Source organism: Streptomyces sp. W16 (assembly GCF_033194735.1).
GTDB lineage: Bacteria > Actinomycetota > Actinomycetes > Streptomycetales > Streptomycetaceae > Streptomyces.
This window is the reverse complement of sequence record NZ_JAWOAI010000440.1, coordinates 1-8,634: the sequence shown is the minus strand read 5'-3', so window position 1 is coordinate 8,634 and position 8,634 is coordinate 1. Positions and strand designations below refer to the sequence as shown.

Genomic DNA, 8,634 nt, shown 5'->3' with positions numbered 1-8,634 from the left:
CCGCGGGGTGGCGCAGAGCGCGCAGCGCGTCCCGTACGGCCGCGTCGAACTCCGGCCGCGACAGCACGACGAGTTCGTTCGGCTCCGCCGGCGGTGGCGCCGTACCTGCGGCGTCGGCCGGTGCCGGCTCGGTGCGGACGGTGCCGGACAGTACGACGTCCGTCTTCGCCGCCAGCCAGGGAACCACGGGCTGGGCACGCCAGTCATGGGCGAAGAGACGGTAGGAGTGGTCGCCCACCACCGGATCGGCGTCCGTCGGGAGCATGTCGAAATGGCCCAGGTGCCCGTCCCAGAAGCCGTCGTCGCGCATCACGACGAAGGACCAGGCGAGCCGGTCGGCGCGGAAGATCTCGCCCATCGCCCGCCACTGGGTCAGGGTCGTGGCCGGCCCGGGCCGCTGGTAGTGCCGGGGGTGGACGGTGAACCGGGCCACGGCCAGGTGTTCCCCGGCGCGCAGGGGTTCGTTGGCGCGGGCGTGGGCCCAGGCCGCGGCCACCACGGGGTCGGCGTCCTCGCCCTCCAGCCCGGTCAGCCGCAGCCAGGCGGAGCAGGCCACGATGACACCGGTCTGCGCGGAGCGGTACACCCGGAACGCGGAGCGCTGCCGGTCGAGCCAGTACCGGGCCGTCCCGGCCGACTCGGGTCCCTCCGCCTCCTCGATCAGCTCCAGCACCCGGGCCTCGTCGGCGGCGGCGCAGGGCTGGTCGTAGACAAGACCGGCGTTCTGCCAGTCGTGGAAGCGGGCCATGCTGCCGCCGATGCGGTACATGAACAGCAGGGCTCCGGTCGCCGGGAGGAGCTGCGAGGCCGGGGCGGCGCGCAGCTGCTCGAACAGGTACTGGTGCATCCGCTTGTGCAGGGCGTTGAAGCCGTCGGGGTCACGCCAGCGCAGGTCGGCCACCAGCGTCTCGCGCACCACGTCGTGCGGGAACAGCCCGGACGCCGTGGACTCCACGTACGGCTGCGCCCGCAGCCAGGCGAACAGTTCCGGGGCCCGCTCGCCCAGCAGGGCACGCAGCAGCGCCTCCGAGGTGACGTAGGCGTGTGCGCAGATCTCCAGCGCGGTCCGGTGCTCCACGCTGGGCAGATCCCCCACCAGCCGTGGCACCAGGGTGGCGATGACGTCATGGTCCAGCAGCCGTCCGGGCGCCGGTCCGGGCGTCTGCCGGCAGTCCTGGACGGCCACCGCGGCGGCCAGCGCGAGGGCGAGCGGGTTGCCGCCGGTGAAGGACAACAGGGTGCGGTGCGCGTCGTCCGCCACGCCCCGTGAACGCAGGAACGCCTGCGCGTCCTCGGGAGTGAGGTTGCGCAGCGGCATGACCCACAGGACGTCGGCCCAGCCCGGGTCGGAGATCCAGGCCGGGTCGGGTGCCTGCCGTCCGGCGACCACCGCGACCGCACCGAGCGGCAGTCGTGGGAGGAACTGCTCCCAGAGCCAGCCCTCCAGCCCCTGGCAGAGCTCGAAGGTGTCGACCAGCAGCACCGCCCCGGGCTCACCGACCGCCTTGGCCGCGGCCTCCGTGAAACCCTCCGGCGTGGGGGACACCGTACGGCCGTCGACCTCGACGACCAGCCGTCCCGCTCCGCGCGCCTCCTGTGCGAACCGCCGCAGCAGCGCGGACTTGCCGATGCCGCCGGGCCCGTGCAGATAGAGGACCGGAGCGGCGTCGGGGGCACCCGCCAACGAGGAGCGGAACAGGGCCTGTTCGGCCGACCGGCCCACGAACGCCCGGTCCCGGGCCGCGATGAGCCGGCCACCCAGCGAGCCGCCGTCTGCCGTGGACATGGGTTCCGTTCCTTCCGTGATGCCGTCGGGTGCTGTCCGTTATACGTGTCTGTCGTACGTGTCTGTCGTACGTGTCTGTCGTACGTGCAGCCCGGGAGGAAACCCGGGCCGCACCGTCTGTGGTCAGCCGCCTCGCACGGCGGTGAACAGTGCGCGGCGGGTAGGGCCGGGTTCGGCGTAGCGGGGAGTGCCCGCCGCGAGCGCGACCACCTTCTCCACCAGCCCGGTCTTGATCAGAGCCTCCTCCGGAGTGGCCAGGAGGCAGGCCACTTCGGCGAGCCCGCGGAGCACGTCGGGATCCAGCCAGCGGACGGCCTCGACAGCGACCTGCAGATTCCAGGCCTCGTCCGCCGACGTGTACGTCCCGCCCAGGATCTCGGCGTCGATCTCGGCCAGCCGGTGCCGGTCCCAGTGCGCGAAGTTGTCCCGGACCGGCGCCAGGAAGGTCTCGGTGACCCGGTCGAACCTCACGGCGAGGTCCACGGGATCGTCGACGCCCACCGCGCGCACGGCGTCGCGCAGCAGCGCGGCGTGCCTGAATCCCATGGTCATCCCGGTGCCGAACTGCGGATTGGCGGTGGCCCAGGCGTCGCCGACCGAGACGATCCCGGTGACCAGGGGCCGGTCGTCGACCACCGGGCGGAGGCGCCGGCTCTCGGTTCCGCCCATCGCCAGTACGTCCGTGAGCGGCTCCGCCTCGCCCAGGGGCGCGAACCACGGGTACAGCTTCAGCGCCCGCTGCCAGGCGTCGGTGTCCGTCAGAGCGCGCAGTTCCTGGTCGCGCCCGGAGGTCACCAGTGTCACCGACCACGTGCCGTTGTCACCCGGGGCGGAGAGGACGCTGACGCTGTCGTGGTGGCACAGCGGCCATGGTGCCTGCGGTCCCGGTGCGCCGTCGGCGGAGCGGAAGAACCTGGTGTAGTAGCGGAATCCGGTCTCGGCGCGCTCCTCCTCGGGGGCCGCGCCGATCCGGGCGAGCAGTTCGGCGACCGGCGAGTTGCGGCCGCCCGCGTCGACCACGAGATCCGCGGTCAGGGACTCGCCGTCCTGCGTGAGCACGCCGGTCACCCGCGGGGTTCCCGCGATCCTGGCCTCACCGGTGAGCAGCCCGGTCACCCGCACCCCGCGTCGCACGGTGATTCCGGGTGTCTGTTCCGCCTCCGCCAGCAGGGCCGCCTCCAGGACCGGGCGCCGGACCGCCACGGTCTCGTACCGGTCGTCCTCCGGACGCCGGCCGCCGAGGCCCGCCAGGCCCCAGGTGCCGGCGATCATGTTGTGACCCGGGCGCCCGCCCAGGGCGAGCAGCCGGTCCACCGCGCCCGGAAGCTCGTTCCGCAGCAGGCGCAGTCCACCCGGCAGCAGACAGTGGGTCTGCCGGAACTGGTTGACCCCGGGCCGCCGCCAGCCCTGCCAGACCGCCTCCGCCTCGCTCTCCGGCGGCACGGGGTCACGGTCGACCACCGTGACCTTCGCACCCTCCGCGGCGAGCAGCATCGCGGTCACCAGGCCTGTCGGGCCCGCGCCCACCACCAACGTACGCATCGTCGTTCCTCCTTCTCGATCAAGACAAGGCGTCCAGATTCGGTAGCGGAACTGCTCACTTCCCAGACCGATTGCCTGATCAGAACCGGCGGGCGAGCGGGGAAGGCGGCAAGGCCCTGGCCGTGGCTCAGCCGAAGAGTGCCTGGTCGATGCTGGTCTGCCAGTAGCCGACGGTGGCGGCGCTGTTGAAGTGGACCCCGTTGTGCGGCAGCTTCAGGGTCTTCTCCGGGCCGGCCGAGCCGTTCATCGCCCGGTTGGCGAAGAGCACGCCGAGCGTCTTGGCCGTGTAGCCGCCCTCGCCGTCGGGCGTGTACGTGGCGATCCCCGCGTAGGCGGACTTGCCGGGCGCGAGGGTGACCACCGACTGCGGAACGGAGTCCTCGTCCCAGGCCAGCGGGGCCTGGGCATCGGCGCCGGCCCTCAGGTACGGGGCGCCGTAGGCGTAGCACGGCTTGGTGCCGGTGTTGGTGGCCTTCAGCAGCAGGTGGTTGATCGGCCGGGTCACCGGGCTGACGGTCACCTTGGTGTGGGCCGTGGTGCACGCGGTGATCGCCGCGGCCTTCTTGGGAGCGGCGTCGGCCGACTGGGTCGCCGCCTGCACACCGGCCGCCGTGAGTACGGCGACGAGCACGGACGGGACGAGGGCACGGGCGGTGAGGCGGTTGGAGATACGCATGATCGGACTGCCTTTTCTGTGGTTGCCGGTTCCGTGGTTGCCGGTGAATGCCGGTTCCGTGGATGCCGGAGTACGGCGAGTGCTGCCTGGTCGGACGGCCCAAGACTGTGGGCGCGGTCGTCCCGGCTGCGAGGCCGACGGCCGATTACGGGACGCTGGAACACCGGAATGCCGCCTGACCTGCGTATTCACCCGAAGCCTGGAATGCCGACTGGAATACCGGGTGAAGCACCGGCCCGAGCAGGGGCCGCGTGAGGCCCGTGCAGACCTGGGCAAGAGCCGGGTGAGCGCCGTGCAGACCCGGGCAAGGCCCGTGTCCGCATGCGCCGGATGCGGTCAAGTGGGCGGCGAATGGTCTGGGAAGTGAGCAGTCGGCGCGGCGATGCTCGGCCCCCTGATCACGTCGAAAGGCCGATGCATGCACGTCGTCGCGGTGTGCGGGGTGCGCTCCGAGGGCGCGGTACTCGCCCCGCTGCCGACCGCCGAGGGGCACCGCGTGCCCCTGCTCGCCCCGCGCCCGAACCTGCCGCGCCGGACAGGCGAGCCCGTCGGCGCCCCACACTCCCGGGAGGACCGGCCCGGCGTCGGCCTCCGCCTGTACGGGGTCGTCCCGGACAGGACGAACATCTGGCGGTTCACCTGCGCGATCGACGCCGAGCTCGTCGAACGTCACCACGCGGCGCCGCACGATGCCATCCGCGAGACCGCCTCACCACAGCGGATCACCGCCGGCTCGGACCGGTCGACCGAGACCACCCCGACGCCGGAAGCCGGACGCGGCCCGTCCCGCGAAGCATTCCTCGAAGCGTTCCTCGGAGCCTTGACGCACTTGCGCGAGGCCGTCTGAGACGGGCCGCACGCCCACGCCCCCCACCCACCGCTCGACAGCCGACAAGGTGCCCCACCCCATGAAACCCACCGCCGACTCCCCGACGACGCGGCCCAAACCCTCCGCCTGCCCGGACAAGGAGGACTTCGTCCGCGACGTCTATCACCACCATGGCGCCACCCTGCTGCGCTACGCCGCCAGCCTGCTCGACGGCGACTGGCACACGGCCGAGGACGTCCTTCAGGAAGCCACCCTGCGTACCTGGACCCACTACGACAACATCGTCGGCCGACCCTCCGAAGTGCGCCCCTGGCTCTTCACGGTCGTACGCAACCTCGTCATCGACCGCCACCGGGCATGGTGCATCCGCCCCCGGGAGACCCACAGCATCGACGACCTCAACCTGCCCGTGCAGGACGCCGCCGACCGCATCCTCGACACCCAGTTGGTCCTGGACGCACTGCCCCAACTCACCGCCCAGCAACGGCAGATCCTCGCCCTGACCTACTACCGAGGCTGTCCCGTCGCGGAGATCGCCGAGCTGCTCGACATCCCCCCGGGCACCGTCAAGTCCCGCACGCACTACGCCCTGCGCGCCCTCAGGACCGCCCTGGCAGGCCGGTTCGCCGCCACTGATCCGCTGATCCGCTGATCCGCTGTCGTGCCCGGCCGTGCGCTCAGCGCACCCAACCCTCCCGATACGCCGTCCAGTCCGCCTCCGTCGCCGCGAAGTCCACGTACAGGGCGACGCCGAAGTTCGCGCGGTCCGCGTCCGTGCGGGACAGGCCCAGGCGTACGCCCCGGACGGCGGCGGGGACGGTCTCGGCGGAGCCGCGGTGGCCGAACCGGTTCTCGTGGAAGAAGGGCAGCCCCATGAGGAGGTCGGTGGAGTCCGGGGTGACCTCCAGGGCGAGCGAGGTCTGCTGGGCGACGTAGCCGCCGTAGAGGCTCTGCAGGGGCTGCATCGTGTCGTACGACATGACGGCGATCTGGTCGACGCGGCGGGCGACCTGGCCGAAGTACGCCTGCGACCACCACTTGGGGTGGTTGGTGAGGGTGCCCCAGATGGAGTGGAAGGCGGGGAGCGGGTCGATCTGGTGGGCGGCGACGGAGAGTTGGGCGTGGTGGGACTCGGTGACGTCGTGCAGCCTGTCGAGCAGATCGAGGTAGTCGTCGTCGCCGGAGTGGAGGGGTTCCAGGTCGAAGTGGGCGCCCTCGAAGCCGGCGGCGAGGATCTGGCGGGTGGAGGCGACGATCGCTGTGCGGGTCGCCGCGCGTTGCAGGCGCAGCCCGTCGGGGCTCTCGGTGGCGAGCTTGTCCCCCAGCCAGGCCTGGACACGGACGCCGGGAAGCGCACGGTGGACCGACTCGATCAGCCAGGTAGCCCTGGGGTAGTCCGACTCAGGGAGGGTGCCGTCATGCTCCAGGGGCCCCGAATGGACGTACAGGTCACGGATACCGGTGCCCTTCAGACGGCGGGCCAGCGCGGCGACATCCGCGTCGGTCTTCCGCCCGTCCACCCAGGCATGGCCCAGCCAGATCGCGTCCTGGTTCCTGGTGTGCGTGCCGTCGACGGGGTCACCGGTGTAGTTCACACGCAGGGCGACCTCGGCGGCGAGGGCAGGAAGGACCAGAAGAAGGACAAGCACGAGGGCGGTACGCCGGGTCCACCGAACCCACTTTCTTGGACGTACGGCGCTCTTGGCGGGGTCGGGGGTTTCGGCACCGTTGGCGGGGTCGGAGGTCTTGGCGGGGTTGGGAGCCTCAACGGCCTCTGAGGGCTCCGCGGGCTCGACGACCAAGGCGGGCACGGCGGGCTCCGCGGCTTCCGCAGCCTCGACGGCCAAGGAGGTCTCGGCAACCTCGGCGACCTCTGAGGTTGCCGTGAGCTCGACGGCTTCGGTGGCTTCGACGGCTTCCGCACCCTCGACGGCCAAAGCAGCCTCGACAACCCCGACGACCTCTGCGGCCTCGACAACCCCGGCGGCCTCCGCAGCTCCCGCATCCCCCGCGGTCTCCGCGCTCTCCACGCCCTCGCTCGCGTCCGTCACCCCAACCTGCGGTCCAGCCGACACTCCCCGCTCCCCCTCGCCCCCAAGACCCCCGTCCTCCCGCCGACCCTTCTCCACGTCCGTCCCCCGCCCCACCCCCGCGCCGATATCCGCCCCCGTACCTGTTCCTGTGTCCGCGTCCGTACCCGAACCCGTGCCCACGTCCGCCCGCATGCCCGCGTCCGCGTCCGCCCGCGTGCCCGCCCCCATACCCTCTGCCTGCGTCATCCCCGCGTCTCCCCTCCCCGTAGCCGTGCGTCTCCCGCCTCACTCGCCCCCGGCGCTGTCCCCTGTCCCACCCCGGGCGTATCCCGGTCGCGCGTCCGCATTCCTGCTCATACGCTCCGAAATGTGACGTCATCCTTGATACGCGGCCGGCCGCGATGCGCGGCCTCTCACATATCCGTGCGGGTGGCGCATGCCGTGCTGGGTGGGGCGGCCGGGGTCGTGTGGCTGGTGTTGCCGGTGATGACGATCAATGCGGAGGTTCCGGTTGCGGCCACCCGGGCCGGGCCCGCCGCCGCCCCCGCCGGGCAGACAGCCGACGCCGAGCAGGACGCCGGCGGGACATCCGCTGCCGACCTCGTCCTGCCGCTCGTCGCCGTCGGCGGCGCGGGGATACTCGCGGGGTACGGGTATGTACGGCGCACCCGTAGGACCCGTACCCGTACGACTCCCGGGGTGGTGTCACCCGTCGTGTCACCCCTGATATCGCCCGTGGTGTCGTCCCGGCCCCCCGTGACCCCACTGCCCGTACTGGAACGCCAGGCCGGTGCCGCCCTCGTCCAGGCCGACGACTGCGTACGCACCAGCCGGGAGGAACTCTCCTTCGCCGAGGCCCGGTTCGGACCGGCAGCCGTCGAACCGTTCCACCGGAGCCTGCGGGAGGCCGAGCGCGAACTCGCCGCCGCCTTCGCGATACACCTGCGCTACGGCCAGGGAGTCCCGGCGGTCCAGGATGTCCCGGAAGACGAGGCGGCTCGGCGCCAGGCCCTCGCCGGCATCGTCGGACGGTGTGCCGAAGCCGGGCGGCGACTGGATGCCGCGGCCCCCGGGTTCGATCAACTCCGGGCGCTGGAACGGGAGATGAGCGGGGCGCTGGAGGTCGCGGAAGCCCGGTTCCGTGAACTGACCGGCCGTACGGGGGCCGTAGAAACCACACTCGCCGACCTGCGCACGCGCTACCCGGCGTCGGCCACCGCCACTGTCACCGGATACGTCGAACAGGCCAAGGACCGGCTGGTGTTCGCCACGACTCATCTCAACCGGGCCCGCCAGGCAGCCGACTTGGGACGGACTGGGCAAGCGATGCGCGACCTGCGCGCCGCCGAGGGCGCCATCGGTCAGGCCGACACCTTCCTTACCTGCGTCGACCAGCTCGCCAACTCCCTCGCCACCGCTGCCGAGTTGGTCCCGGCCGCGCTCACCGGCGCGGAAGCGGAGCGGGAGAGGCAGAGGGAAAGGGAAAGGGAGCAGGAGAGGGAGAGGGAGAGGGAGAGGGCACAGGTAGCCACCGGGGCCGTCGACGTCGTGCCTCGCTCCCTCCTGGGTGACATCGACGCCGCCCTCGCCGCCGTGCGAGAGGAATTGACCGGTGGCCGTCCGTACGACCCCCTCGCCGCCCTGCGGAGCGTCGTGCGGGCCGTGTCGCCGCTGGGCGCCGGGCAGGACGGTGTGCTCGGTGCCGCCGCGTGGCTCGTCGGGCGTGGTGACGTCCGTGCGGCGGACGGGTTCGTGGCGACGCACCGGG

At 72.1% G+C, this 8,634-nt stretch carries 7 protein-coding genes; 3 read left to right on the top strand and 4 right to left on the bottom strand.

What is annotated here, in order from left to right:
• The 3 genes from R6V09_RS39425 to R6V09_RS39415 form a co-directional block, all read right to left on the bottom strand.
• On the bottom strand, window positions 1–1,786 hold a 1,786-nt coding region (locus R6V09_RS39425; protein ID WP_317886290.1), incomplete at its 3' end, for an ATP-binding protein.
• A gap of 123 nt (window positions 1,787–1,909) precedes the next feature.
• Window positions 1,910–3,328 carry an NAD(P)/FAD-dependent oxidoreductase gene (locus R6V09_RS39420; RefSeq protein WP_317886289.1) on the bottom strand — a complete coding sequence of 473 codons (1,419 nt, stop codon included), beginning with the start codon at window positions 3,326–3,328 and terminating at the stop codon, window positions 1,910–1,912.
• A 127-nt stretch (window positions 3,329–3,455) separates the two neighbouring features.
• Window positions 3,456–4,004 (bottom strand): DUF4232 domain-containing protein, encoded by a 549-nt coding sequence (locus tag R6V09_RS39415; RefSeq protein ID WP_317886288.1) that lies wholly within the window; start codon window positions 4,002–4,004, stop codon window positions 3,456–3,458.
• A gap of 418 nt (window positions 4,005–4,422) precedes the next feature.
• Between R6V09_RS39415 and R6V09_RS39410 the strand changes: the two genes are divergently transcribed.
• On the top strand, window positions 4,423–4,851 hold the full coding sequence (locus tag R6V09_RS39410; protein ID WP_317886287.1) for a hypothetical protein: 429 nt from the start codon (window positions 4,423–4,425) through the stop codon (window positions 4,849–4,851).
• Window positions 4,852–4,912: 61 nt separating this feature from the next.
• Entirely contained in the window at window positions 4,913–5,485 is a 573-nt protein-coding gene (locus R6V09_RS39405) for a sigma-70 family RNA polymerase sigma factor (protein ID WP_317886286.1), read from the top strand.
• Window positions 5,486–5,510: 25 nt separating this feature from the next.
• On the opposite strand, the gene R6V09_RS39400 is transcribed toward R6V09_RS39405, so the two are convergent.
• Window positions 5,511–7,112 carry a hypothetical protein gene (locus R6V09_RS39400; protein ID WP_442810221.1) on the bottom strand — a complete coding sequence of 534 codons (1,602 nt, stop codon included), beginning with the start codon at window positions 7,110–7,112 and terminating at the stop codon, window positions 5,511–5,513.
• Between the two features lie 177 nt (window positions 7,113–7,289).
• Here R6V09_RS39400 and R6V09_RS39395 point away from each other — a divergent pair.
• The coding region (locus tag R6V09_RS39395; protein WP_317886285.1) for a hypothetical protein at window positions 7,290–8,634 on the top strand (1,345 nt) is incomplete at its 3' end.